Origin of the sequence: Campylobacter sp. US55 (genome assembly GCF_004378955.1) — a bacterium.
Lineage (GTDB): Bacteria > Campylobacterota > Campylobacteria > Campylobacterales > Campylobacteraceae > Campylobacter_D > Campylobacter_D jejuni.
On record NZ_RYYF01000002.1, the window covers coordinates 57,125 to 83,935 of the forward strand.

The window sequence follows — 26,811 nt, forward strand, 5'->3', positions numbered from 1 at the left end:
ACTTTAGCATACTGTTTTTAAATTTGTAGCAAGACCACCTAAAGAAGTTTCTTTGTATTTATAATTCATATCTTTTCCTGTTTCGTACATGGTTTCTATAACATCATCAAGGCTTACCATGGGAGTAGATTTACGTGTCATTGCCATTCTAGCAGCACTTATAGCCTTAATAGCTCCAAAGGCATTTCTTTCTATACAAGGAATTTGCACAAGTCCTGCAACTGGATCGCAAGTTAAACCTAGATGATGCTCCATTGCCATTTCAGCAGCGTTGCATGCTTTAAAAGCATTAGCTCCTAAAACTGTTGCCATAGCCGCAGCTGCCATAGAACTAGCACTACCAATTTCTGCTTGACAGCCTGCTTCTGCTCCGCTAATACTTGCATTTTTCTTATAAAAAGAACCTATAAGCATTGCTGTTAATAAAAACTCTATAGCCTTTTCATCACTAAAGCCTATAGTATGATTTTTAAGATAAAGCATAACAGCAGGGATAACAGCACATGCTCCATTTGTTGGTGCGGTTACAACCTTTGCTCCGCTAGCATTTTCTTCAGCAATCGCAATAGCATATAAAGAAATAAAATCTATAATGCCCATAGGATCAGCTGTCATCGCCACTCTTTCTTTAAGCCCTTTGGCTCTACGTTTTAAATGAAGTTTTCCAGGCAAATAATCTTCATTTGGATGTGTGCCATTATAATACACTTCTTGCATCACTTCCCAAATTTCAAGACAATAAGCTCGAATTTCCTCTTTAGTGTGAAATTGCAATTCATAACGATAAGAAAGCTCTGCTAAATCCCAATCTCTTTTATCGCAAAGTTCTAAAGCTTCTTTTGCATTGTTAAGCTCTATATCTAGTTTTTTCTTTTTATTTTGGTTGGAATTTTTACCTTTTTTTTCTAATTGTGCAGCTGTTAAAACAAAGCCTCCACCTACAGAATAATAAGTTTCTTCATCAATTAACACACCTTTGCAATCATAAGCTTTAATCTTCATACCATTCTCATGCAAAGGTAAAAAATCTTTGGAAAATATCAAATCTTTTTCATAATTAAAACAAAGTTTTTTCTCGCCACAAAAATCAATTTGAGCATTTTCAATAGCATTTTTATTTGCTTCATCTTGTATTGCCGCACTTAAATTTTTAGCTTCTAGGCCATTTAACCCCCAAATTACAGCCTTATCACTCAAGTGTCCTTTACCTGTTAATGACAAAGAACCGTAAAGAGTGACTTCAACTCTATCAATTTCATCGAGCTTTTTAGCAACTTTTTTACAAAATAAATTTCCAGCAAGCATAGGCCCTAAAGTATGAGAAGAAGAAGGGCCAACACCTATTTTAAAAATGCTTAAATTACTCATTTTTTATCCTTAATTTATAAAAGATTGTGAATTGCAGCAGAAATTGCAACTATTCCCATTACCAAAATAAAAAGATCTAAAAATTTATTACGAAATCTTGCCAAAATATCAAAACGATAAATACAATAAAGCGGCATTAAGAAAAGCAAAATAGCCAAAACAGGACCACCAATAGCCTCAATAATTCCTATAACACTTGGATTTTTATACGCAACAAACCAAGCGATAGCAAAGGTAATGATCGCTGTTAAAGTTTGAGCGAATTTACCTTGAATTTTACCATTACTTGCTTTATATAAAATACCATTTAAGCCCTCTTGAGAACCAAGATAATGTCCTAAGAAACTTTTACTAATGGCCACAAGTGCAACAATAGGCCCAACATAAGTCAGCAAAGAAACTTCAGGAAATTTATTTGCTATAAAGGTAAGAATATTGATATTTTGATCTTTTGCTGATGCAAAATCTTCTGGTGTAAAAGTTAAAGCACAAGAAAAAACAAAAAACATTACAACAAAAACCATAAGAATAATTGCCAAAGAAATAATTTTTCTAGCGCGAGGTTCAGCATAATCACCATATTCTTTTTTACAATAACAAGCAAGCGAAGAAATAATAGGAGAGTGATTAAAACTAAATACCATCACAGGAACAACAAGCCATAAAGTAACCCAAAAATTACTTGTTGAAATTACAGAAAAATCGGCATTTGTAAATAATGATGAATTCCATTGTGGAATTAACAGCAATGAAAAAATAAATAAAAATATAATAAAAGGAAAAACAAGAAAACTCATTGCTTTTGTCACAACATTCTCACCAAGAATAGAAATCAAAACCAAAACTCCAACAATCAAAAAACTCACCCACCAACGAGCAGCATGAGTAAGATCTGCATTGAAATTAAACTGATTGACTAAAAATTCAAGTAAAGTTGTTGTAAGATTAGCACTATAAACCAATAAAATGGGCAAAATAGCAAAAAAATACAAAAGCGTAATTAAAAATCCACCACCCTTGCCAAAATAACTTTCTGCAACAAAAGTAATATCATCTTTTGGATTAGAACTTGAAAGCACAAAGCGACATAAATTTCTATGAGCTAAGTAAGTCATAGGAAAAGCTAAAACAAGTATAACTAGCAAAGGTATCAATCCACCAAGCCCAGCACTAATAGGTAACAAAAGTACGCCGGCTCCAATAGCTGTTCCAAAAAGAGATAAAACCCACCTTGTATCGTGACTAGTCCATTTAGGAGTATTCATTATTCTTCCTTAAATTATAAGATTGTATCTCTTTTATTTTAGCAAAATATTTATAAATAATTATTTTTTTTAAAAAATATTTTAAATCTTATGTAACATTTTGTAAATTTAATTTTATAAAAAAACAATCACTTGTATCAATAAAGTATTATTTTAAAACTAAATATATTTTGGGTTTTGCAATCAAAAAATAAAAATTTGGAAGACTATGCTTCCAAATTTTTGCATCAAATTTTCTAAGGGAGTTAAATTTTCAAAAATTAATCTAATTTTTGACCTAGGACATTTCCTTGCATATCCGTATAAACTTTCATGTTATTATTAAACTTAAATTTATAACCATTAATTTCTTTATCTATTTCAAGAATTTGAGCATTTGGTTGAGTTGCGCTTACTTTTTTCATAACACTAGGTAAAATAGTATGTGGCAAAGCCTTGTATTTTCCATCAACTTCTTTCCAATCTCCATTGATCATAAAATCAATTTCAGTTCCATCATTTAAAATTACATCATAAGAATCTATATCTTTTTTCACTAAACCAATTTGAGCAGTTTTAAAATTTTTAGAAATAAATTCTTTGGCATTATTTGGAAGTTCGCTAGCAGGAACAACCATATCTTTAGCTAAAAGCACCGTAGCGCCCAACAAAGCAAGTAAAGTTAATTTTGCTTTCATAATTTCTCCTTTTGTGTTTTGGTTGGCGAAAGTTTAACTCAAAACTGTGAAGTGAATGTGAAACTTAAAAAATAATTTTCAAGCTTTCGTTCTCAACACTTATACCTTGACTTTTTATAAATTTTATTTCTTTTCCATCTTCAAATTTTAAAATATCTTTATCTTTTAGATTAATATCATAAGTTAAAATATGTAAAACAATATCATAAATACAAAAGAAAAGTTCTTTTTCTTCTATGTTTAAATCACAAACTTCAAGTTCTAATTTATCAAAATTTCTAAGCCCATAAGTATAAGCATTGACTCCATTTTCACTAGGATAAACACTAACATATATCCAATTATATACCGGTAAGCGATTATCATCTAACATTTTTGCATTTTCTATATAAAAACTGGGTTCTAGAACAACTGCACCTGTATAAAAACCTAAAGCATGTTTATTATCCAAACATAAAGCTGCAATTTTCGTAAACATTTTAGCTTGTTCTAATTTGCTTTGATCTTGACTTAGCACCGCTATAAGAAGGTGAGCTTTATGTTTTTTAGTTTGCTCTAAGGCATCTTTCCACATAAAATTAAAATTTGCATAGTATTCTGCTTCGTGATTAGGTATAGGATTTTTAATCAAATTTAAAGTAATCAACATATTTTCATGTGAAAAAATCACTCCCTCTTTGGTAAAATTTTCATCAGCTATTTTTATATTAAATTTATCTTCTAAAATGCTTTTTAACTCCGAAAAATTAAAATCAACTTCATCAAGAAGAACAAAAGAGGTAAAATTGTGATTTAAATCTATAGTCATATTAAAACCCTATATAAATTTTTGTAAATTATAACCTAAATAAAAATAAAAATTATAAACAAGAATTTCTTAAAAATTATGATAATTGATATTAATTATAAATTTATTTTCTATATAGTATAATCTTTTAAAATTTATAAGTATATTTTGGAGAAAAATGTGGAATTTCTAAAAGATTACATCGATTTAATTATCTTTTTAATTCTAGGAATTATGGCATTTATAGCTTTTTGGTGTGTCGTAGAAAGAATGCTATTTTTTAGAAAAATTAACTTTAAAAATTATGAGAATCAAGAGCAATTTGATGATGCGATTAGCGAAAATTTAACCACTATATATATCATCTATTCCAATGCCCCCTATATAGGACTTTTAGGCACTGTAATAGGCATAATGGTTACATTTTACGAAATGGGATTGGCGGGTAATATAGATGTCAAATCTATAGTCGTAGGACTTTCTTTAGCTCTTAAAGCTACAGCCTTAGGACTTTTGGTTGCTATTCCTGCTTTAATAGCTTATAATGCTCTACTTAGAAAAGTTTCCCTCTTAAGCAATGCTTATAAGGCAAATAAAAATGCTTAAACTACCAAAAAATGAAGGTTTAAATATAGTTCCATTTATAGATATTATGCTTGTTTTGCTTGCTATAGTACTTAGTATTTCAACCTTTATTGCGCATGGAAAAATTCAAATCTCACTTCCTTCAAGTGAAAATGCTACCAATATAAGCAATAATGAAAAAAAACTTCTTATAACCATAGACGAAAAAAATACTTTTTATTTAAATGATAAATTAGCTGATTTAAATGAAGTTCAAAATGCTATTTTTTCACTTGATAAAAAAACTATAGTAGAACTAAAAAGCGATAAAAATGCTAAATTTGAAAGCTTTGTAAAAATTATAGATTTTTTAAAAGCCAAAGAACATGAAAATTTTCAGATTCTTACTGAGAAAAACAAATGAAAACTTTATTTTTAAATCATAAATACCAAGCTTCTTATATAACTTTTATAGTCTTTATACCTTTGCTTTTTGTCATTTTTCACTCAAATGATTTTTTTAAAATGGAAATTAAAAACGAAGATTCTTTTTCTTTGGCAATAAAACAATTTACCCAAACTAATCCAACAAATGAGGCCAAACCAACAGAATCCATTATAGAACCTATCAAACCAAAACCTCAGCCAAAAGTTATTAAAAAAACTCCTGAAAAAATTCAAAAAAAGGTAAAAAAAACACCTCCACACCCAATGCCAAATAAAACCCCTATAGCGCCAACTCAAGAAGTTAAACCTTTTGCAAAAACAACTGATATAAATGTCAAACCTAAGATCACCCAATTAACACAAGGAAAAGATAATCACCCTGTATTAAAAGAAATCCAAAAAGCTATACAACAAGCACAATTTTATCCAAGGCAAGCAAAAAAAATGCGTATGCAAGGAACTGTAAAAGTAGAATTTTTATGGAAAGAAAACAAAACTTTAGCAGATTTAAAAATCATCGAAAGCTCAGGATATGATTTGTTAGATAAAAGTGCTTTAGAAAGCATAAGAAAAGCTTCTTTAAATTTTCCGCAGTATAATGGAGATTTAAGAATTACACTACCTATTATATATGATTTTAAAATCTTAAGAGGGTAAAATTATAATTTTATAAAAGCTACACTCTCTTATCTACAATTTGTGCTTCTTGATTTTCAATTTTATTTTTAAAATCTTTACTTAAATTCTGACTTAATTCTTGCAAAGATTTTTGCTTCAATTTTTCAAATTCTTCAGGATTGCTAGCCTCAAGCTTTGCCTGCTCATCAGCACTTAAAGCACTTAAACCTTTTTCTTGGGCTTTTTGAAGCAAATCTTCGTCTTCTTTTTCTTTGATATTATTTTCCTTATCATCTTTTTTATTGATTTTTTGCGGATCTATGGTTTTCATAGCATTAGCTCCACCACCTGATGCTTCTTTAATGTCGCTTAAAATTTCTCTCATACTAGGTTCTTTAACATCACTATCATCAACTTTACCATCTTTATTTACATCTTTATCAATAAAAAAATTTAATTTTTCTTCTATATTTGCATCATCAGATATTTTTTCATCGCTTGTTTTAAAGCCTAAATTTTGCATACTTTGTTGAAGGGTATTTGTATTAAAATTTAATTTTACACTTTGTTGTTTATTGTTTAAATTTGAATTTAAAGAACCAAAATTATCTTTTACACTTTCAAACCAATTTGAAACAAATTGGTTTGCTTCGCTATTAAGCCTTATACTACCATCATTTCTAGCAACATAATTCGTATAAGAACCGAAATTTTTTTGTAAACTACTATAATTTTCATCACTTAAATTTAAAGCTATAAGTTCACCTTGCTTATTTTCAAAAACAACCTTAACACCATCGCTATTTAAACTCGAAAGATCTTGCACGGGAATTTTATCTTGATCTTCTTTTTTTAATTCTAAAATTTCTTTACGATTTGTAACATTTTGAGAACTTGGTAAAGAAACATTAAAATCATTGATTGTTAATTTATCCATAATAACTCCTTAGAAATTTTAAAGCCCAAGCATTTAACTTGGACTTGTTTATTTTATTTACAAGCTGCAAATAAGCCCAAACGACACATTTGTCTTTGATATTGAGTAGGCAAAGAATTGCATCGTTTCAATCTTATTTCATAATCAACGCAAGAACTTCTAACTTGTGGGCTTTTATTATTCTCAGTTTTGCCATAAGCAAAAGAACCAATAAAGCAAGCACTAGTGCAACAGAGAGTAATTTTCTCATAGTAAACTTCCAAAAATAATTGTAATCTTAAAATTATTTGATACAATTACAAATTTGATATCGGCAAAAAATCAAATTTATTTATACTAACAAAATTATTTTTTAAAAAAGGAACATAAATGAAAGCATTAGCTCTTTTTAGCGGTGGGCTTGATAGCATGCTTGCAATGAAACTCATCACTACACAAGGCATAGAAGTTAAAGCTCTAAATATCAATATAGGTTTTGGAAGCACAAGCGATAAAAGCGAAATCATGAAAAAGCGTGCGGCAATGGTAGGTGCAGATTTTGAAATGATAGATGTAAGAAACTCCTATCTTCAAGAGGTGCTTTTTAATCCACAATATGGCTATGGCAAACATTTTAATCCTTGTATAGATTGTCATGCTTTTATGTTTAAAACTGCTCTTGCTATGTTAAAAGAAGAAAATGCAAGTTTTATCATCACAGGAGAAGTTTTAGGACAACGCCCTATGAGTCAAAGAAGTGATGCGATGACAAAAGTTAAAAAACTTGCCCTTGATGAAGAAGATTTAATCTTGCGTCCTATGTGTGCAAAAAACCTACCTCTAACCAAACCCGAAAGAGAAGGTTGGGTAGATAGAGAAAAACTCGAAGATATTAGCGGAAGAAGTCGCAAAAGACAACTTGAACTTGCAGCTAAGTTTGGTTTGGAAGACTTTGAAAGCCCAGGTGGAGGTTGTTTGCTAACTCTTGATAGTTTTGCTAAAAAAATTCGAGATTTCATAGAATTTGACAAAGATATGCAGGTTAATGACGCACAACTTTTAAAATATGGTCGTCATTTAAGATTGCCCAATGGAGCTAAAATGATCATAGGTAGAAATGAACTTGAAAATACTCTTTTAAAAGGTTTAAAAACTCCTAAATATGAAGTAATAGAACTTGGGGGTTTAATCGGAGCTTACTCTTTGGTAGATGAAAAAATTTCAGAAAAAGACTTAGAACTTGCCTTAAAAATAGCCCTTACCTATACTAAACACGAAACAGGAAAAAGTTATGAACTTAAATTTAAAAACCGAATTTATAAAAACTTAGCCTTTGAAGACAAAAAAGAAATTAGTCCATTTTTTATTTCTTAAAACTAAAAAGATACAGAGGCTCTAAGATAAATAGGAATTGTTTCGCTTGGCATATTAGAAGATTTATGTATAGCTTTCGAAGCTGTTAAATTTAAAGAAAAATGATTTAAATTATATCTAAATCCAAAAGCAACTCCAGCTAAAAAGTCTTTATTGGGCAACAGATAATCTCTACCATAACCCATATCTATTCCAATAAAAGGCTCTAGCTTTCTTAAATATTTAGAAGCATTTAAAAATTGCAAATAAACTGTATTATTACTATACATTCCATAATCAAGAGCAGCAGAACTTTCCTTAAATCCTCTAACCGTATATTCATCACCTATTAAAAATTTATTAGAATATAACAATGGTTCATTAGAATAACTTGCACCAAAACTATTTTGATATAAAAATGCTATATCATCATTTATATAAAAATTTTTTTGATAACTTAAATTAAAATTTACTTTATTAAATTCAATTTTATATAAAGAATCTCTAGAGTCCCTTTTAGAACCTAAAAATGGAATTCCTTTTTCATATTCCAGATTTACAAATAAAAATCCGCTAAATGCTACTGTTGAATACTCAACACCACTAACAATATTTGAATATCTACCACTTGAACTCTCTAAGCGAAAATTATTAATTTCATTAATATCATCTTTAATATTTACATTAACATAAATTGAAAATTTATCTTTGTTTGTACGATGTAAAATTTTTTTTAACATAATTTTATGTCTTAAACTTGTATCTTTATTGTTTATAAAAGAATCATCATATCCTGCTATCAAATTTCTATTATCACTATATTGTAAAGAATACGATAATTGATAACTTTGTATAGGTAAGTTATAGCTTAATATATAAACATTTTCTCGATTTTGACTCATATTTTTCAATAATCCTTTAATAAAACCAAATCGTATAGAATCATTTAGATTGAAAACATTACTTAAAGAAAGATATGTGCTAGCTTTGTATTCTCCTTTAGCCTTAGAACCGCTATTATCAAAATCTAATATCAAATCAGGTAACTTTGGTTCAAGATTAACAAATATGTCAGAATAACCATAATTTTCATTAGCTTTTACAGCAATTTTAACATCTCTTGCACCATTATTTAGATTTTCTATTCCTGTATCCAAATCATAAATGTTAAATTTATCACCCTTTTTCAAAGGCATACCAAAATCTAATCTTGTTGTATTATTATCTCCATTAAGATATATCTCTCCTACAAAACCGTATTCTAAATCAAGAAAAAGTATATCATGTTGCCAATCTATTTCATCAATAGTTACACTAGAGGTTGAATAACCTTTTGAAATAATAAAATTGGTAAGCTCTTTAACTATATTATAAATATCACCAACTCTTAAGGGTTTGTTTATGTATCTTTTTAAAATACTTTCAGCTTGCATAGTAAGCTTATCATTTTTTTTAAATCGAATTTGTTTAAAAATATAAATTTGAGACTCAAAATCTTCATTTTTTGAATACTCATCTTCTTTTTTCTGTTGCTTTTTTTCTAACTCATTAAATTCTTTTTGTATATGCAATTGCTGTTGTCTTTTATCTAGTAAATTAAACATTTTTGTAGAGTCATCTGCCTGCAATAAACAAAGATGACTCATAAGCAAAAATACAATTTTAACAAATCGCACTCATAACCTTATTTATCATTTTGATTAAAAATTGGTTCTGAGTTTGATGTGTGATCAAGATGAGAATCGGAACCAGCATGAATAAAATGATCCACCCCATCTTTTATTTTATGAGTAAAAATCCCAATATTCATAGTTCCACCACTCCAAGAATGATCTTGAGTATTTTGAGTATTTTGAGTATTTTGACTCAAGTCATAATCCTTTTTATCATTAATATTGATATTCATTGCAGAGTTAATTTTGCCTGTCCTATCAATATGATCATTTAAATCAATATTACCTTTATAAACATGCTCTGTCGCTACAGTTAATGCAACATTAGCTCCATCGCTTTTTTCATGAACATCTATATTAGACCCTGTAACTTTTCCACCAAGCGATAAATTTCCTTTTTTAACATCAGAATTTAAAATTCCTCCTTCCAATGATAAATCTCCATTCACACGACCATTTAACTCATTACCGGCACTAATACCACTTTGAGTTTCTACAGCTTGGTTATCAGTTTTAGCATATCCTATACCAATTGTCCCTGAAAATTCTCCTGAAATAACATGATTTGACGATAAATCTAATCCTACAGATCCACCCAAGGAACCACTATGTTGTTCTGAATGAAATTGATCCTTTAAAGAATTAACATTTAAATCTCCATCTATATTTAAATCAATGTTATTAGAAGCTTTTATATTAGCACCATTTAATGTGGTGTCTTTTCCTGTAGTAATCTTAACATTATTTGTATCAAAATTAGAATTATAATATTTAGCTTCATCTTGTTTAAAACGTGATCCTCCAGCAGAAAACTCAATTTCACCTCCAGCGGTTCCTCCATCAAAAACATTATATCCTGCTACTCTTTTATTACCCATTTCCATTTCAAAAGAAACACCTGAAGAAGAAGAGCTTGATTTTGCAGCATTAGTTATAAAATTATCTTTTGCTTTGATATTAATTTCATCTGCCTTAGCATCAGTCCCATTTAAAATGATATCTCCTTTTGTACTTTCTATATTTAATTTACCTCCTGCTTTAACATGGGTGGTATTTTCTTTAGAACTTTGCTCATGTTCTTTCTCAAACGTAAAACCTATACTTTCGCCGGAGCTTGCTTCTGCAATATTATCATGAAACACACCAAGAGTATTTGAAAGAGCTTGAACTGTTGGTACCACATAATTTGACCCTTTATCATTACTAAGATTACCAATCCCCTGATTAAGAGCAGATACTGCTAAACCACCTGCTTCAAGTTTTTCTTTGCTATAAATACCAAATCTTGTACTATCTTCAGTTTTAGTATTTTCATACTTAGTGCTTTTAATCTCCCCTCCTTTTAAGTTAATATCTTTATCTGCTTCAAAGTTACCTCCACCTATATCCAAAGTGTCATCTGCTTCAATATTGATATTTGTTCCTTTAACCGAACTAGAAAGATAAGAAGATTCATCTTCTGTTTTTTGAGTTTTAGCAAATTCTATTCCTATTTCAGAAGAACCTAAAGTACTAGATCCTCTAAAATTACCATCATATGTTTGACCAGCACCGGATATTTGATCTGTAAAACTATATTTTGCGACGACTTCATGTCCACCTAATCCTATATTAGCATCACCAAAGAATCCTATAGCTGAAGAATTACTTTGCATGTGATTTTGATTCTTTGCTGCTACAAAATCAACCTCGTTAGCATGTATGTTAATATCTTTACCGTCTAAATGACTTCCTGTAATAGTTGCTTTATTTTTTGCATGTAAATTTAAATTACCTGCTTCAACATTAGATGAAGAAGCCAAAGAGCTGTCACTACTTACAGAATCATATCTATATCCTAATCCACTAAGAGTTGAAGAATCTAAAGAAGAAGAAATTTTATTTTCTCCATTTTTTATATTAATATTTTCTCCATTTAAATTAACTGAATTTTCAGCTTTAACATTAGAACCTACAACATTTATATTATTTTTAGCATCAATTTTAATATCTCCTTTTGAATTCAAATTACTACCAATCGATTTAGTAATTTCTGAATTACCTTTTTCATAAGAGATAGATGCTGTTCCATATCGTATTCCATCAAAAGTAACATTAGATTTTTCATGAGCATCTTTTATATTAACATCATTACCCTTAATATTAATTTCATGATTTGCATCTACATTACTACCTACTATATTAATATCTTTATTAGACATAATATCTATATTACCTGCTTTAAAATTTGAGCTTAAAACTTTATCTGTTGTCTGCAAAGCATTAGTATTTTCAACATCTGTATTAGTATTTTTAAAAGATGATGAATTAGCATAATCATTACTTATATTAATATTTCCATCTTTGGAATGTAAAGTAATTTTAGAATTTTCAGAATCTGCCACAACATTGCTATTTTTAACATTTACATCCTGGTTGGCACTAATAACAATAGTATCTTTTCCACTGATTTGACCTTTATTGATGGAGCTGTGAGAACCTTTTTCATCAACACCCAAAAGCGTATCTATATTAACTTCATTACCTTGGATATTAACATTTTTTCCACTTACGCTTGAACTATGTAAATTCATTTTATCATTAACATTGATATTAACCGTACCTTCCGAAGCAATATTACCTAATGAAGAATCGAATTTATCTGTATTTATATCAACTCCATTTTTTCCAACAATATTTACTCCACCTTTATTTGCCTCTAAAGTTTTATGAGAAAAATAAAATTTAGGAACAAAGACTGTTTTTCCATCTCTATCAACTTTTTCAAATAAAATCATATCATCATCAGTCGTTTGATTTTTACCCAATCCTTGGCCTAGTTTCAAACCATGCCCATTAGCGTATTTTACCCCATTTTCAAGAAGTAGTTTAATATCTTCATCACTTAAAGCACCATGCATACCCAATTTTGCATACATATTTTTAATAAGTTGATTTTGAAAGAAAGAATCCCCTACAACAGTAGCATCATCTAAATTTTTATCTTTAAATTCTTTTGCAACATCTTTAAATCCAAAATACTTATCTGCATCCACTGCTACAGAATCTGATGTATACTGATAAGAAATATTTCCATTTTTCGTATTTGTAAAATGAAACAATCCAGAATTAGCAATATCTGGTATCAGTTGCGAAGCTAAATCTTTATTATTTATTACATCTTCTAAATGAGATTTTATCAAAGCAGAATTCTCATCAAAAGAACTTACCAAACCTTGATTAAATTCTTTAGAATTTAAATTTAATTTTCCATTAGATGCTATTAAAGCTTCAGATTTTGCTTTAAAAACAATTTTAGCATCATGATTCCATTGACTTGGGTCTGGAACAAATCTTTTTGAAGCATAGTCACTGCCAAACAATAAAGAAAAATATAAATGCAAAGTCTCATTATGAGCAGCAGCATCTTTAAGAGCATTCCAAGCAGATTCTCGTTGATGATCTTTTAATTTATTACTTGCAAAGTATTTTAAAGCGTCAAGCAAGCTACCGCCTTTGGTAAAATAATCAGTCCAGTTAGTATTCCAAGATCCTAAATACTCTTTAGCAAAAAAACCATCTAGTTTAACATGAGATAAAACATCTTCTATATTAAGATCTTGACTTAAAGATTTATTATTAATATTTCCATAAGAAACAATATTACCTTGAGCTATAATTTTACCACTATTATTAATTTGTGCTGATTTATTTTTTGAAGTAGTATTGATATTGACATTCCCACCTGCTTGAATAGAAGCTTGTTTAGCATCTAAATTATTAAGATACTTTAAATTATCAATTCCAACTTCCATATTCCAACGTTTAAAAAGTGTATCACCATAATTAGCCCAACCATTACCTTTAATTTTTTCATCAGAGCTTTGAATAGAGCCTGTTAAACTTGCATTATTATTCAATTCTTTTACTTCAATGTTAATGTCTTTGTTAGCGACAATCAAACCATTATTATCAATAATATCGGCATTTAAATAAGCATTATTTAAACTATTAAAAGTAGAATTATTGGTAATATGCGAAGCAGTTGCTTTCAAATCATTGCGTGCCAAGAAATATCCATCATTGATTATACTCCCTCTCGCATTAAGAGTTAAATCCTTTCCACTAGCAACAAGATCTTTATTAAAAATATCTTTTGCCTCAAGTCCTATTGAAGAAGAATTTTCAAGCTTTGAATTAATATATAAATCACCCAAACTTTTAATATCAAGTAAATTTTTTGCATATAAATTACCGTTATTGAGGGTTAAATTTTTATTAGCTTGTAAATAAATATTATTTTGACTAAAAATTTTTCCCTGATTAGCAAAATCATCATTGTTTAAAGTTAAATATACATCTTTATTTGCCGAAATTTTACCTTGGTTTTCAAAAGATCCTGTATTGATTTTCGCATCACCTAAAGTATTTATAGAACCAAAATTGGCCGTTTTATTTTTAGTATGCAAATCTAAATTATCAGTATCAATTTGTGAATTTTCTACATTAGTTTTAAATACATCCTTAGTCTCTTTATTAAAATGAGTTTGTTTTGCATTTTCAAAATCTTGAGCATCAATTTTGATATTTTTACCTCTATATAATCCCTCATTAATGATTTTTCCATCAGCATTTAATCTCATATTATCTGCGTCAATCAAAGAAGTTGTAATATCTCTAGCATTTACATCAATACTTCCTCCTTGATTTACGCCAAGAGCTTGAAATTCTGCCTTGCCATTGACTTTGACAATAATATCTTTAAGACCTCTTATAATCCCGGTGTGTCTTACACCAACACCCTCTTCTGTGCTAACAAAGGTAACTGTATTTGCATACATAGAACCTAAATTCCTACCATCAATTCCATAATCAATTTTATCATTTGTTTGTCTTGAAGCAAGAATGTTAGGAATATTACTATTGCTTAAATCTACTTTATTAAATCCAGCTATAAAATTAATATTAGATAAGTATTTTCCTGCTTGATAATGAGCAATATTACCGGCAATACCTATGCTACGACTAATTACATTGAAATAATCTCCATCAACTGCAACGCCTTTTTCTCCAATATCTATTCTACCATTGCTTGTTGTTTCTGTTGTAAAATCTTCATTAAATTTACCAGCACTAAGAGTAACTCCTTTAGTATTCAAAAAAGTTGCTCCATTAACACTAAAACCATTTTCATTGGCAAAAATTAAATTAGCACTTTTTCCAAATACCTCAACAGGACCATTAATATTAGAAGCTTGTTTACTTAAAATTTCATTAATAATAGTATTGGCATTTTGTTTTAAATTAGGATTTTTATTTACCCATCCACCAATTTGAGAATTGCCATCAATTAAGCTATTATTAAAAATAACCCCATCTTTAACATTAAAATCTTCAAATTGATTATGCGAAACCCCATTTTTATTTGGATTTTTAATATTAATTACATCTGTATTATTGCTAGATTTTACCATATCAGTGGTTCTTGAAACAATAATATTGCCATTTCTTTGACGTAAATCTGCTGATAGTAATACGCAAGGAAATAAAGCACTAAGAAGCGTTAAATTTAACGATAAACGAACAATTTTCTTTTTATTGAATTCCATAAACCCCTCCTAAAAAAATAATATTTTAATTATTTTATACTAAATATAGTAATTTTTATCAATATTTTTAAATTAAAAAAATAAATTTCATTCTTTTTTTACACATTTAATAAAAAATCTTAAAAAATAGACGATATTACAATGAATCTTTTCAAAATATTGCAATCAAGCCCATGAAAATGGGCTTTTTTATTTTAATCCATAAGCATTTTTTAAATTGTTTAAATTCGCACTCGCATTCAAAAGCAAACAATCAGCCAAAACTAAACGCACCATAGCACTAGCTACAACACTTCCTCTAACACCTACACAAGGATCATGCCTACCTTTGAGTTCAAATTCCAAATTATTGCCAAATTTATCTATACTTTCTTGCTTGGCAAAAATAGAAGGAGTAGGTTTAAAATAAGTTTTTAAAATAAGATTTTCTCCATTTGAAATTCCTCCTAAAATTCCTCCGCTATGATTGCTTAAAAACTTTCCATCTTTTAAAGCATCATTATTACACGATCCGCGCATTTTGCTTGCATTAATACCTTCGCCTATTTCGACTGCTTTAACAGCATTAACTCCCATTAAAGCATGAGCTAATTTAGAGTCCAACTTATCATAAAGAACCTCTCCAAGTCCCACAAGCATACCACTAACTTTTGTAAAAACAGCAGCACCTACACTATCTTTTGAATTTCTAGCATTTAAAATTTCATTTTTAAAGTCACTTTCTAGTTTTGGATCAAGGCAAAAAATTTCACTTTTATTAGCAAATTCAAAATCAAATTCTTCTTCTTTCAAATTTGATACAAAAGTTCCTACTCCAAAAACACCACTTTGAATACAAATGCCAAATTCACGCAAAAGCATCGCTGCAACTGCACCACCAGCCACTCTAGCAACACTTTCCCTAGCACTTGATCTACCCCCACCCCTATAATCTCTTATGCCATATTTATAAAAATAAGTAAAATCCGCATGAGCAGGACGAAATAGATCTTTTAAATTATCATAATCCTTAGAATGAGCATTTTCATTAAAAACTACTATAGCTATGGGATGACCCGTTGTATATCCTTCAAAAACCCCGCTTAAAACCTGAGCTTTATCACTTTCTTTTCTTGGTGTTGCAAATTTACTTCCGCCTTTGCGTTTATCAAGCTCATTTTGTAAAAATTCTTCATCAAATTTAACTCCAGCAGGCATTCCATCAATAATACATCCAACAGCCACACCATGAGACTCACCAAAACTTGTAAATTTCAATCTCGTACCAAATGTATTCACTATAAAGCTCCTAATTTCTCAAGTGCAATTTTTGCTGCCATTTGTTGTGCTTCTTTTTTACTTCCTGCAATAGCTCTTGCAAGTTCTTTACCATCAAGCATTAAAGCAATTTCAAATTGCTTTAAATGATCAGGACCAAAAGCACGCACTGTTTCATACTGCGGAGTTTGTCCGATTTTTCCCTGTGTAATCTCTTGTAATTTTGTTTTATAATCTTTTATAAGAATTTTTGCATCAATTTGAGGGAAATTTTTTTCTATAAGCCTTAAAGCAATAGTTTTTGCAAACTCAAACCCGGCTTCTAAATGTATAGCACCTATAATGGCTTCTAACGCATCTGAAAGTATAGAAGGCTTTTCTTTTCCTCCATTGTTTTCTTCAGCAACACTCATAAAAATAAAATCGCCCAAATTTAAACTATTTGCAATTTTTGCAAAAGACTTTTCATTCACTAAAGCCGCTCTAAGCTTAGATAAATCTCCTTCGGCATCTTTGGCGAATTTATGAAAAAGGTATTCACCCACAACTAAATCAAGCACGGCATCACCTAAAAATTCCAGGCGTTCGTTGTTGTAAGATTTTTTAAAACTTTTATGGGTTAAAGCATGTATAAGAAGATTTTTATCTTTAAATTTATAAGTTAAACTCTGCTCTAGTTTTTCAATGTTTTTCATCATTTTCCCTTGCAATTTTCAAAGCAGCTTCGCGCGCCAATGTATCACACCTTTCATTTTCCAAATGTCCATTATGTGCTTTTACCCAAAAAGCCTTAATCTTATGAGATTTTGCCACTTTAATATATTCCTTCCATAAATCTATATTTTTTTTACCTTTAAAATCCTTTTTTATCCATCCTTCTAGCCATTCATTAATACTTTGAACCATTAGGTTAGAATCTGTAAAAAGCGAAATTTCACAAGGCTCTTTTAAAGCCTTCAAAGATTCAATAATTGCCATTAGCTCCATTCTATTGTTAGTGGTATTAGCCTCAGCTCCAAAACCTTCCTTTTGATACTCCTTATAACGCAAAATATAAGCCCATCCGCCAAAACCTGGATTATTAAGACATGAGCCATCTGTATAAATTTCAATGTGTTTCATTGTTTTTCACTTCATAAATAATTTTACAAGTATTAAACTCATAACAAACAGGACAATGATAAAAAAACAAAGGTATAACATTTTTACACTCAGAACAACGATATGAAAATTCCAACCCCGCATTAAAAGAATTATCTTTTAAAATTTTTAACATTTTAAAATTAGAATTTTTAAAAACAAACTGATGCGTATCATCATGCTTTGAAATTTTACCCAAAGCATAAAAGAATTCTAAAAAATCTTGATTTTCTAAATTAAACGCTTCATTTTCTCTATAAAGCAAATCACAAATATCAAAAAAATTTTGTCCTAAAAACATATGATATTTTTCAAAAACTAAACGCCCTAACATAGGATTATCTTCTATTTTAAATTCTAAAAGTTTTTTCTTTTTTTGTTCATCAGTGATATTAAAAGTACAAAGTTCTAAAGCTTTGATAAAATCATACTCTTTTTGTACATCTTCATTAAGCTCAAAAAGACATTCTAAAAGTTCTAAATTTTCTTTATAAGAATGAAGTTTTAAATAAACAATTTTTAAAAGTTTTAAGGCTTGTATATTTCTTGGACGCAGTTTTAAGGCTTGTAATAAAACTTCTTTTGCACGCTCTAAAAATCCTGCTTTAAAATAAACTTTTGCTAAAGAAAGGAAAATAAATTCTCTTTCTTGTTTATCTTTACATTTTTCAAGAGCAATCAAATAAATTTGAGTTGCTTTTTCAAATTCCCCGCTTTTAGTAAAAATTTCGGCCAAAAAACTTAAATTTCCAAAACTCAAGCTACTATTTCTTAACAACTCTTTATGAACGTTATCCATTTCAAATTTTTTTATAAATTTTTCAAGCTTTTGTTCTTCATCTTTGCTAGCAAATATTTTCCAAATATAATTTGCAACAGCTACAACAAATACTAAAATGGTTAAAATTATAAGCCCTACTAAAGGGTCTCTGTATTCTACAAAGAAAAAATCCATAGTCTCGCTCTAAAAATTTTATGCCAAATTATAGCCAAATCTTTGTATAATTTTAACAAGGTTTGTAAAATGATAACTAAAGAAAGTATAGAAAATTTATCCCAAAGACTTAATATTGTCGATATTATAGAAAATTATATTGAAGTAAAAAAACAAGGCTCTAGTTTTGTGTGTATCTGTCCTTTCCATGCAGATAAAAACCCGTCTATGCATATCAATCCTACCAAAGGTTTTTATCATTGTTTTGCTTGCAAAGCTGGTGGAGATGCCTTTAAATTTGTAATGGATTATGAAAAATTAAGTTTTTCCGATGCAGTTGAAAAAGTTGCAAGCCTCAGTAATTTTACTTTGAGTTATACAAAAGAAAAACAAGAAAATAAAAAAGAGCTAAAGTCTATACTACCAAGCTTAAATGCGTATTTTAAAGATAATCTCAAACACCACAAAGAAGTTTTAACCTATCTTTACCAAAGAGCTTTAAATGACAAAGATATAGCCAAATTCGAATTAGGTTTTGCAGGAGCAAGTGAAGATAGTATAAGATTATTGCAAAATCAAAAAATTCCTTTAGAAGATGCTGTGAGTGTTGGAGCTTTAAAAAAAGATGAAAATAATGAATTTTACGCAAGTTTTATATGGCGTATCACCTTTCCAATCTACGATCATAAAGACTTATTGGTAGGGTTTGGAGGGCGTACTTTAAATCCCAATGTACCGGCAAAGTATGTAAATTCACCTCAAAATATACTTTTTGATAAAAGTAGAATTTTTTATGCTTTTAACATCGCTAAAGAAAATATAGCCAAAAAAAAAGAAATAATAGTATGTGAAGGTTACATGGATGCAATAGCTTTTCACAAAGCAGGGTTTAACAATGCTGTAGCAGTTCTTGGAACAGCATTAACCGAACATCATCTACCTTTAATTCGTCGTTATGAAGCAAAAGTAATCTTATGTTTTGATAATGATGAAGCAGGATTAAAAGCTGCGACACGATCTGCATTTTTATTGAGCACAAACAAAATAGACGGTAAAGTGGCAATTTTGCAAGGCGGAAAAGATCCTGCCGAGCTCGTAGCAAAAAATGAAAGCACAAAACTCCATAATATACTCGATGAAGGAATAGAGCTTGGCGAATTTTATATCAGGCGCTTAATATCCACCCATTCCATAATTTCTGCTCTTGATAGACAAAAAGCTTTAGAAACTATACAAAAATTCACCTTTAATCTTGAACCTTTAGTGGCAAATTCTTACACTAGTTTAGTTTCAAATTTATTAAAAGTAGATGAAAAATTTATTATCTTATCACAAAATTCAAAAAAAACCATACAAACCCCTTTAATTTCTCAAAATAAATACAATTTTCCTAAAGAAAAAATTCACATTGCAGAATTAGAACTTATAGCTTTTTTAAAACAGTATCCAGATATATGTAACGATTTTAAGCAAATTAGTGATAGTGTTTGCTTTAAGCATAAGATTTTATTGGATAAAATTTTAGAAAAAAAAGGTTATGAAGATAGTGATATTAGAGAATTTGAAAGTAAAAATATTCGAAAAAATTTAAACTATAGTGAATTCTTGTTAGGTGTTTGCAAGGTTAATTTAGCTTTTTTAAACAATATAAAAATTAAAAATTCTACACTCGCATTAAAAAAACAACTTTTTACGCTTATTGATAAAAATTTAAATCTTTTAATTAAAAATTTAAATACCGAAGAATTAAATAATTTTTTAAAAGAATATTTAAGCTTCTTAAAATATGAAAAAAACGAAGAAATTCTGCAACAATCATTTAGAAACTTAAATGGAATTTTTGGTAACAAAAACTTTACAGCTTATGATTTAGAATTTAGCGTACAAGATAGTGACGAACCTTTTTAATTTATTTAAATTTCAAGCCTTAATTTACCTTTTTTTAAACACAATCACGCTAAAGTATATAAAAATTTTTAAGGATAAATTATGATGCCTTTTAGTGATGAAGAGCTTATAAATCCTGTTAAAGCAAGTTTAGAAAAGAGCTTGCCTATGCTTGAGCGTGATGGCGGAGGGCTTGAATTTTTAGGAATTAAAAATGGGATCGTTTATATCCATTTAATAGGAGCTTGTAAAGGCTGTGCATCGAGTGGAACAACGCTAAAATACGGTCTTGAAAGGCAACTTAAGATTGATATTCATCCAGAAATCACTATAATCAATTTAAACGGCGGAGCAGACGAATTTGCAAAATTATAAAAAACTTGGAATTGAACATTTTTACAAGAAAGATTTTAAAACTGCAAAAATGTATTTTTCTATGGCTTATGAAAAACGCAAAAATAAACGCTTGCTAAATTTTATCTGCCTTTGCGATCTTGCTTTAAAATCTCCTAAAGAAGCTTCTTTACTTTTTGATTTTTATATAGAACATTACAAAATCTCTAGCATTGATAAAGACTTAGAAGAAATTTTAAGTACAATTGAATTTAAAAAACAAGAAAACAAACAGGAAAACGAATTTGAAGATGGGCATGCGTTAAATTATCAAGATTTTTTAAAAAGCGAAGAAGAACTTGGCTTTCAAAAAAGTTTTGAAAATATCATTAATAGCACTAAATTAGTTATTGATAATCGTGATGATTTTTTAGATTTTTTGGAAAAATTACTTGATAATGGCTATAAAGATATGACTTTAAATTATATAGAAAATGTTATGCCTCATTTTTGGGCAAATGATAGATTTATCAAACTCCAAGAAAAACTCATAGGATTTAAAAGTGAAATTAAAACTTGAAAATTCATTCATTACAGATAATACCTTAGAGTGTGAAAAAGAATGCTTTTTTTTACAAACCACACAAAATGCTAAATTTCACGCTCAAGCCTTAGAAAAAGGTGCAAAAATCATCGATGTAAATGAGTGTAAAAAACTTTTAAAAATCGATAAAAAGATTCAAATCATAGGAATCACAGGAACCAATGGCAAAACCACAACCGCAGCAGCGATTTATTCTATCTTATTGGATTTAGGTTATAAATGCGGGCTTTGCGGGACAAGAGGAGCTTTTATCAACGATGAACAAATTGATGAAAAATCCTTAACCACCTCCCCTATTCTTAAAACCTTAGAGTACCTACAAATAGCCACTCAAAAAAAATGTGATTTTTTCATCATGGAAGTAAGCTCACACGCACTCGTTCAAAACCGTATCGAAGGCTTAAAATTTGTTGCTAAAATTTTTACCAATATCACTCAAGATCATTTAGATTTTCACGGTGCTTTTGAAAATTACAAAGAAGCAAAAGAACTTTTTTTTACCGATGAGAGTTTAAAATTTATCAACAAAGATGCTTTGGCTATTAAATTTAATGTGCGTAACGCTTTTACTTACGGCATAGAAAATCCTGCTTTATATCAAATCAAAGCTTATTCTTTAGAAGAAGGCATTAGTGCTATTGTAACAAATAAAAATCAAACTTTTCACATAGACTCGCCCTTGCTAGGACTTTTTAATCTTTACAATCTTCTAGTTGCTAGTGCTTGTGTGAATGAACTCGTAAAGCCTGATTTAAAAGACTTGGAAAAAGCTATCAGTGGATTTGGCGGGGTTTGTGGTAGAGTAGAACAAGTAGCAAAAGGTGTGATCGTGGATTTTGCTCATACGCCTGATGGCATTGAAAAAGTACTTGACACTCTTAAAAATAAAAAACTCATCGTTGTTTTTGGAGCAGGTGGAGATAGAGATAAAACCAAACGCCCTTTAATGGGAAAAATCGTCGAACATTTTGCAAAAATTGCTATCATTACAAGTGATAATCCACGTAGCGAAGAACCAAAAACCATCATGGAAGAAATTTTATCAGGCTTTGCTAAAAAAGAAAAAGTTTTAACGATAGAAGATAGAAAAGAAGCCATAAAAAAAGCTTTAGAACTAAAAGAAAATGACGATTTAGTCGTTATTTTAGGCAAAGGTGATGAAACTACTCAAGAAATTAAAGGGATAAAATATCCTTTTAGTGATAAAGTAGTTGTTAATGAAATTTTAAAAAATCAAGGATAATCAATGTTTGAAAATATGGATTTTTCTAAAATGGGTGAACTTTTAAATCAAGTTCAAGAAAAAGCAAAAAATATAGAACTAGAACTTGCAAATCGTGAATTTAGCGCCAAAAGTGGAGCAGGACTTGTTAAAGTAAGCGCTAATGGAAAAGGCGAGATTATCGATGTTAGCATTGATGATTCTTTACTTGAAGATAAAGAGTCCTTGCAAATTTTACTTATTTCTGCAATTAATGATGTTTTAGCCATGGTTGCGCAAAATCGCTCAAGTATGGCGAATGATGTTTTAGGCGGTTTTGGAGGTATGAAATTATGAAAAAAATTTTAATTATTTGCATGCTTTTTACTTTGTCTTTTGGTATAGAAAGACCTAAATTTGAAGATTTTTTAGCAGGTTATGAAAGAAATAAGGCAAGCATGCTCAACTATGAAGGAATGCCAGCTTTTGCACTCAGTGAAAATTTACTTGCTGTGTTAAAACAGCCTAATACTAAGCTTAACAAATATGTAAAATACGATCCATTTTTAAATTTATATCTTGTAAGAACTGACTTTAGCCTAATCCCTACTCCTATGGGTGATGAAGAAAAACTTACTCGTAATGATTGGGTTGGAATTTGGGATCCTAATAAACCTTATATAGGGCATATTAAGTATTTAGCTCAAAATATTGATGAAAAAGATCAACTTGATTTTAATTCTAAAATAGGACTTTTAGGGACTCCATGCTGTGAAATGATGGGGATTGCTTTAAATAATAGCTCTTTTATAGGCAATCGCTATTTAAAACATTTTATGAAATATAACGATGTTTATTGGGGGGATATTGGCGTTGATTTTGTTGTTCGAGAAAATAAAATTTATGTTAACAATGCAAGAAAAAATCCACAATTTTTAATCAACGATCAAGTTATAAGTGTTGATGGCTTGCCCGCCAATGATTTAAGAAAACTCAATGAAAAAATTCTTTTTGCAGATCGCGGAAGCACTCTTTATTTTCAAGTGTTGCGTGATAATATGGATTTAAATATTTCTACTGAAGTTTTTGCAAAAGATTTGAGCAAATTTAATCTTCCTGATTCTAAACCAAAACCAAAAATTACAAATTTCACAAGCAATCTTGGTTTAACGGTTAATACTAGTCTTGTTGTAACTAAAATAGATCCAAAATCAAAAGCATCAAATGCAGGATTTATGGTAGGAGATAAAATTTTACGCGTTAATAATATTATTTTAAATAATTTTAAAGAATTACAAAATATTTTAAGCGCTGGTAATGACTTTAGCATCTTAATTGAACGCAAAAGTACTAAATTACCTTTATCAAATTTCAACAATGAACTAGGCGGAAATGCCAACTCAGGTGGCGATGGTAAATTTCAATTTTTCATAAGGCTTACTAAGTGAATTTAAAAGAACTTTTTATCCATCACTTAGAAAAAAATCTACCTAAAGTCGAAAGCTTTCATCCTTTTTTTAATGAAGCTTTAGCTCTTATGCTAAAAGCAGGAGGAAAGCATTTTCGTGCACAATTGCTTTTAAGCGTAGTACAAAGCAATAAACCTGAACTTTTAAATCAAGCTTTAGATGTGGCTTTAGCTTTGGAATTTATCCATACTTATTCACTCATACACGATGATTTACCCGCTATGGATAATGCGGATTTTAGACGAGGAATTCCAACCTTACACAAAAGCTACGATGAAACTACAGCCATCTTAGCGGGCGATGCTTTAAACACTGAAGCTTTTTTAGTTCTAAGTCATGCTCATTTAAAAGATGAAATCAAAATCAAACTCATCAAAACCCTTGCCTTTAATGCAGGACTTAATGGAATGGTCATAGGACAAGCTATTGATTGTTTCTTTGAAGACAAAAGACTGAGTTTAAATGAACTTGAGTTTTTACATACACACAAAACCGCAAGATTAATCGCTGCAGCTTTAAAAATGGGTTGTGAAATTTGCGAACTTAACAACGAAGAAAGCAATCAAATTTACAAACTTGGTTTGAAATTAGGACTGATTTTTCAAATCAATGATGATATTATCGATGTAACCACAAGTCAAGAACAAAGCGGAAAGCCTACTAATAACGATATTCATAAAAATTCTTTTGTCAATTTGCTTGGACTTGAACAAGCTATAAAAACAAAAGAAAATCTTCTTAGTGAATGCGAACAAGATTTAAAAAAACTCAATGAAAAACTCGCACAAATGATACAAAATTTAATAATTCAATACTTATAAAGGTAAAAAATGGACATTCAAATTTTACAAGAACAGGCAAATACTCTAAGATTTTTAAGTGCCGATATGGTGCAAAAAGCAAACTCAGGACACCCAGGTGCACCTTTGGGCTTAGCAGATATTTTAAGTGTTTTAAGTTATCATTTAAAATACAATCCTAAAAATCCCACTTGGCTAAACCGTGATAGACTTGTATTTTCAGGCGGACATGCAAGTGCTTTGCTTTATAGTTTTTTACATTTAAGTGGCTATGATTTAAGCTTAGAAGATCTTAAAAATTTCCGCCAACTTCATTCTAAAACCCCAGGACACCCTGAAATTTCAACTCTTGGAGTAGAAATCGCTACAGGTCCTTTAGGACAAGGCGTTGCCAATGCTGTAGGCTTTGCTATGGCGGCAAAAAAAGCACAAAATTTACTAGGTAGCAATTTAATCGATCATAAAATTTATTGTCTTTGCGGAGATGGAGATTTACAAGAAGGCATTTCTTATGAAGCTTGTTCTTTAGCAGGACTTCACAAACTTGATAACTTCATACTCATTTATGATAGCAACAATATCTCCATAGAAGGCGATGTAGGTTTAGCCTTTAATGAAAATGTAAAAATGCGTTTTGAAGCACAAGGATTTGAAGTTTTAAGTATAAATGGACATGATTATGAAGAAATTAATAAAGCCTTAGAACAAGCTAAAAAATCCACAAAACCTTGTCTTATCATCGCAAAAACAACTATAGCAAAGGGTGCAGGAGAGCTTGAAGGCAGTCATAAAAGCCATGGCGCACCTTTGGGTGAAGAAGTGATTAAAAAAGCCAAAGAACAAGCAGGTTTTGATCCAAATATCAGTTTTCATATCCCACAAGCAAGCAAAATCCGCTTTGAAAGTGCTGTAGAACTTGGGGATTTAGAAGAAGCAAAATGGAAAGATAAGCTTGAAAAAAGTGGTAAAAAAGAACTTTTAGAAAGGCTATTAAACCCTGATTTTAGCAAGATAGCTTATCCTGATTTTAAAGGAAAAGATCTTGCGACAAGAGATAGCAATGGTGAAATTTTAAATGTTTTAGCTAAAAATTTAGAAGGATTTTTAGGTGGAAGTGCGGATTTAGGCCCTTCAAATAAAACAGAACTTCACGGTATGGGAGACTTTGTAAAAGGTAAAAATATCCATTTTGGTATCAGAGAACACGCTATGGCAGCGATTAACAATGCTTTTGCAAGATATGGAATTTTCTTACCATTTTCGGCAACTTTTTTCATCTTTAGTGAGTACTTAAAACCTGCCGCAAGAATAGCAGCCCTAATGAAAATCAAACATTTTTTTATTTTCACACACGACAGCATAGGCGTGGGCGAAGATGGCCCAACACACCAGCCTATAGAACAACTTAGCACTTTTAGAGCTATGCCAAATTTTTTAACCTTTAGGCCTGCTGATGGGGTAGAAAATGTCAAAGCTTGGCAAATAGCCCTAAATGCTGATATACCGAGTGCTTTTGTGCTTTCACGCCAAAAACTCAAAGCTCTAAATGAACCTATTTTTGGAGATGTAAAAAATGGAGCGTATTTACTCAAAGAAAGCAAAGATGCTAATTTTACACTTTTAGCAAGTGGAAGTGAAGTTTGGCTTTGTTTAGAAAGTGCAAACGAACTTGAAAAACAAGGTTTTGCTTGTAATGTTGTTTCCATGCCTTGTTTTGAACTTTTTGAAAAACAAGATAAAGCTTATCAAGAAAGATTGTTAAAAGGTGAAGTTATAGGCGTTGAAGCAGCGCATTCTAATGAACTTTATAAATTTTGCCACAAAGTGTATGGCATAGAAAGTTTTGGAGAAAGTGGTAAAGACAAAGATGTGTTTGAACACTTTGGATTTAGCGTTTCAAAGCTTGTAAATTTTATCCTTAGCAAATAAA

Annotated in this window: 23 protein-coding genes and 1 pseudogene; 12 read left to right on the top strand and 12 right to left on the bottom strand. The window is 29.9% G+C overall.

Going from position 1 to position 26,811, the window contains the following annotated elements; genetic code table 11:
• Positions 1 to 3 precede the first annotated feature (3 nt).
• The 4 genes from ELQ07_RS01935 to ELQ07_RS01950 all read right to left on the bottom strand — a co-directional run bounded on the left by ELQ07_RS01935 (position 4) and on the right by ELQ07_RS01950 (position 4,118).
• Positions 4 to 1,368 carry an L-serine ammonia-lyase gene (locus tag ELQ07_RS01935; protein WP_134224655.1) on the bottom strand — a complete coding sequence of 455 codons (1,365 nt, stop codon included), beginning with the start codon at positions 1,366 to 1,368 and terminating at the stop codon, positions 4 to 6.
• 14 nt (positions 1,369 to 1,382) lie between these two features.
• A complete protein-coding gene (locus tag ELQ07_RS01940) occupies positions 1,383 to 2,633 on the bottom strand; it encodes a serine/threonine protein kinase (RefSeq protein ID WP_070316570.1) in 1,251 nt (416 codons plus the stop codon).
• 260 nt (positions 2,634 to 2,893) lie between these two features.
• Positions 2,894 to 3,310 (bottom strand): PepSY-like domain-containing protein, encoded by a 417-nt coding sequence (locus tag ELQ07_RS01945; protein ID WP_002856602.1) that lies wholly within the window; start codon positions 3,308 to 3,310, stop codon positions 2,894 to 2,896.
• A 64-nt stretch (positions 3,311 to 3,374) separates the two neighbouring features.
• A complete protein-coding gene (locus tag ELQ07_RS01950) occupies positions 3,375 to 4,118 on the bottom strand; it encodes a DUF4261 domain-containing protein (protein ID WP_044306321.1) in 744 nt (247 codons plus the stop codon).
• 159 nt (positions 4,119 to 4,277) lie between these two features.
• Here ELQ07_RS01950 and exbB point away from each other — a divergent pair, with 159 nt between their 5' ends.
• From exbB to ELQ07_RS01965, 3 genes are read left to right on the top strand one after another with little or no spacing between them, the layout of a single operon-like run.
• Positions 4,278 to 4,703, top strand: coding sequence for a TonB-system energizer ExbB (gene exbB, locus ELQ07_RS01955; RefSeq protein WP_070316572.1), 426 nt, complete (start codon positions 4,278 to 4,280; stop codon positions 4,701 to 4,703).
• Complete coding sequence (exbD, locus tag ELQ07_RS01960) at positions 4,696 to 5,085, top strand: TonB system transport protein ExbD (protein ID WP_002851470.1); 390 nt, start codon at positions 4,696 to 4,698, stop codon at positions 5,083 to 5,085. Before exbB ends, exbD begins: the two co-directional genes overlap by 8 nt.
• A complete protein-coding gene (locus ELQ07_RS01965; RefSeq protein WP_070316573.1) occupies positions 5,082 to 5,765 on the top strand; it encodes an energy transducer TonB in 684 nt (227 codons plus the stop codon). The genes exbD and ELQ07_RS01965 overlap by 4 nt, the downstream gene beginning before the upstream one ends.
• Before the next feature lie 19 nt (positions 5,766 to 5,784).
• Here the strand turns inward: ELQ07_RS01965 and ELQ07_RS01970 are convergent, their stop codons facing one another.
• Both ELQ07_RS01970 and ELQ07_RS01975 read right to left on the bottom strand, forming a co-directional pair.
• Positions 5,785 to 6,663, bottom strand: a complete 879-nt coding sequence (locus ELQ07_RS01970) for a hypothetical protein (RefSeq protein WP_134224656.1) — start codon at positions 6,661 to 6,663, stop codon at positions 5,785 to 5,787.
• Between the two features lie 53 nt (positions 6,664 to 6,716).
• Positions 6,717 to 6,913 (bottom strand): annotated as a pseudogene (locus ELQ07_RS01975) (hypothetical protein).
• Positions 6,914 to 7,032: 119 nt separating this feature from the next.
• Here ELQ07_RS01975 and ELQ07_RS01980 point away from each other — a divergent pair.
• A complete protein-coding gene (locus ELQ07_RS01980; RefSeq protein WP_134224657.1) occupies positions 7,033 to 8,016 on the top strand; it encodes an MnmA/TRMU family protein in 984 nt (327 codons plus the stop codon).
• 2 nt (positions 8,017 to 8,018) lie between these two features.
• Here ELQ07_RS01980 and ELQ07_RS01985 read toward each other — a convergent pair whose 3' ends face one another.
• The 6 genes from ELQ07_RS01985 to ELQ07_RS02010 form a co-directional block, all read right to left on the bottom strand.
• The gene (locus tag ELQ07_RS01985; RefSeq protein WP_079862118.1) at positions 8,019 to 9,671 is read right to left on the bottom strand and encodes a ShlB/FhaC/HecB family hemolysin secretion/activation protein; all 1,653 of its coding nucleotides are present in this window, start codon (positions 9,669 to 9,671) and stop codon (positions 8,019 to 8,021) included.
• A gap of 8 nt (positions 9,672 to 9,679) precedes the next feature.
• Positions 9,680 to 15,256 carry a hemagglutinin repeat-containing protein gene (locus tag ELQ07_RS08420; protein WP_134224658.1) on the bottom strand — a complete coding sequence of 1,859 codons (5,577 nt, stop codon included), beginning with the start codon at positions 15,254 to 15,256 and terminating at the stop codon, positions 9,680 to 9,682.
• A 189-nt stretch (positions 15,257 to 15,445) separates the two neighbouring features.
• Positions 15,446 to 16,534: a chorismate synthase gene (gene aroC / locus ELQ07_RS01995; protein WP_070316577.1), complete on the bottom strand. Its 1,089-nt coding sequence runs from the start codon at positions 16,532 to 16,534 to the stop codon at positions 15,446 to 15,448.
• Complete coding sequence (gene rnc, locus ELQ07_RS02000) at positions 16,534 to 17,208, bottom strand: ribonuclease III (protein WP_070307044.1); 675 nt, start codon at positions 17,206 to 17,208, stop codon at positions 16,534 to 16,536. Before rnc ends, aroC begins: the two co-directional genes overlap by 1 nt.
• On the bottom strand, positions 17,195 to 17,635 hold the full coding sequence (rnhA, locus tag ELQ07_RS02005; protein ID WP_002851277.1) for a ribonuclease HI: 441 nt from the start codon (positions 17,633 to 17,635) through the stop codon (positions 17,195 to 17,197). The genes rnc and rnhA overlap by 14 nt, the downstream gene beginning before the upstream one ends.
• A complete protein-coding gene (locus ELQ07_RS02010) occupies positions 17,622 to 18,608 on the bottom strand; it encodes a CDC27 family protein (protein WP_070316578.1) in 987 nt (328 codons plus the stop codon). Before ELQ07_RS02010 ends, rnhA begins: the two co-directional genes overlap by 14 nt.
• Before the next feature lie 69 nt (positions 18,609 to 18,677).
• On the opposite strand from ELQ07_RS02010, the gene dnaG reads away from it, so the two are divergent.
• The 8 genes from dnaG (at position 18,678) to tkt (ending at position 26,810) form a co-directional block, all read left to right on the top strand.
• Positions 18,678 to 20,495 (top strand): DNA primase, encoded by a 1,818-nt coding sequence (gene dnaG / locus ELQ07_RS02015; RefSeq protein WP_070316579.1) that lies wholly within the window; start codon positions 18,678 to 18,680, stop codon positions 20,493 to 20,495.
• Between the two features lie 81 nt (positions 20,496 to 20,576).
• A complete protein-coding gene (locus tag ELQ07_RS02020) occupies positions 20,577 to 20,849 on the top strand; it encodes a NifU family protein (protein WP_002871253.1) in 273 nt (90 codons plus the stop codon).
• Positions 20,836 to 21,387, top strand: coding sequence for a hypothetical protein (locus ELQ07_RS02025; protein ID WP_002855727.1), 552 nt, complete (start codon positions 20,836 to 20,838; stop codon positions 21,385 to 21,387). The genes ELQ07_RS02020 and ELQ07_RS02025 overlap by 14 nt, the downstream gene beginning before the upstream one ends.
• Positions 21,371 to 22,654, top strand: coding sequence for a UDP-N-acetylmuramoyl-L-alanyl-D-glutamate--2,6-diaminopimelate ligase (locus tag ELQ07_RS02030; RefSeq protein ID WP_070316580.1), 1,284 nt, complete (start codon positions 21,371 to 21,373; stop codon positions 22,652 to 22,654). The genes ELQ07_RS02025 and ELQ07_RS02030 overlap by 17 nt, the downstream gene beginning before the upstream one ends.
• Before the next feature lie 3 nt (positions 22,655 to 22,657).
• Positions 22,658 to 22,969, top strand: a complete 312-nt coding sequence (locus ELQ07_RS02035; RefSeq protein WP_002851172.1) for a YbaB/EbfC family nucleoid-associated protein — start codon at positions 22,658 to 22,660, stop codon at positions 22,967 to 22,969.
• Positions 22,966 to 24,060: a PDZ domain-containing protein gene (locus ELQ07_RS02040; protein WP_134224659.1), complete on the top strand. Its 1,095-nt coding sequence runs from the start codon at positions 22,966 to 22,968 to the stop codon at positions 24,058 to 24,060. Before ELQ07_RS02035 ends, ELQ07_RS02040 begins: the two co-directional genes overlap by 4 nt.
• Positions 24,057 to 24,902 carry a polyprenyl synthetase family protein gene (locus ELQ07_RS02045; protein ID WP_134224660.1) on the top strand — a complete coding sequence of 282 codons (846 nt, stop codon included), beginning with the start codon at positions 24,057 to 24,059 and terminating at the stop codon, positions 24,900 to 24,902. The genes ELQ07_RS02040 and ELQ07_RS02045 overlap by 4 nt, the downstream gene beginning before the upstream one ends.
• A 9-nt stretch (positions 24,903 to 24,911) precedes the next feature.
• Positions 24,912 to 26,810 carry a transketolase gene (gene tkt, locus ELQ07_RS02050; RefSeq protein ID WP_134224661.1) on the top strand — a complete coding sequence of 633 codons (1,899 nt, stop codon included), beginning with the start codon at positions 24,912 to 24,914 and terminating at the stop codon, positions 26,808 to 26,810.
• Position 26,811 lies beyond the last annotated feature (1 nt).